This window comes from Gilvimarinus sp. 1_MG-2023 (assembly GCF_030548285.1).
Genome location: NZ_JAUOSC010000893.1, coordinates 1 through 279, shown reverse-complemented (window position 1 = coordinate 279; position 279 = coordinate 1). Strand labels below are relative to the sequence as shown.

The window sequence follows — 279 nt, the reverse complement described above, 5'->3', positions numbered from 1 at the left end:
AGATAGCGATGGCAGCAATAACCACAAACAGCGGCGTACCGGACAGCGCCAATACCAATAAAATCAGTGGAACCAGAACGCTCATGAGTGGGCCTCGTCGGCTACAGCATGGTTACCCAGTATGTTGAGCAAGGATTCAATACTTTGAATGGCAAAGCGCAACGCCATCACGGCAAAGCTGAAGGGGATAATCAACTGTAAGGGCCAGGCAGGAATATTGGCGAAGGCGATATCACCAAATTCAATGGCCAGTTCGATATAGGCATAGCCGTACCAGGC

General features: G+C 50.2%; 1 protein-coding gene. It reads right to left on the bottom strand.

All coding sequences use genetic code 11. The features are described 5' to 3' along the window. Positions 1-81: 81 nt before the first annotated feature. A partial coding sequence (locus Q4563_RS19440; RefSeq protein WP_303605687.1) for a hypothetical protein occupies positions 82-279 on the bottom strand: 198 nt, incomplete at its 5' end.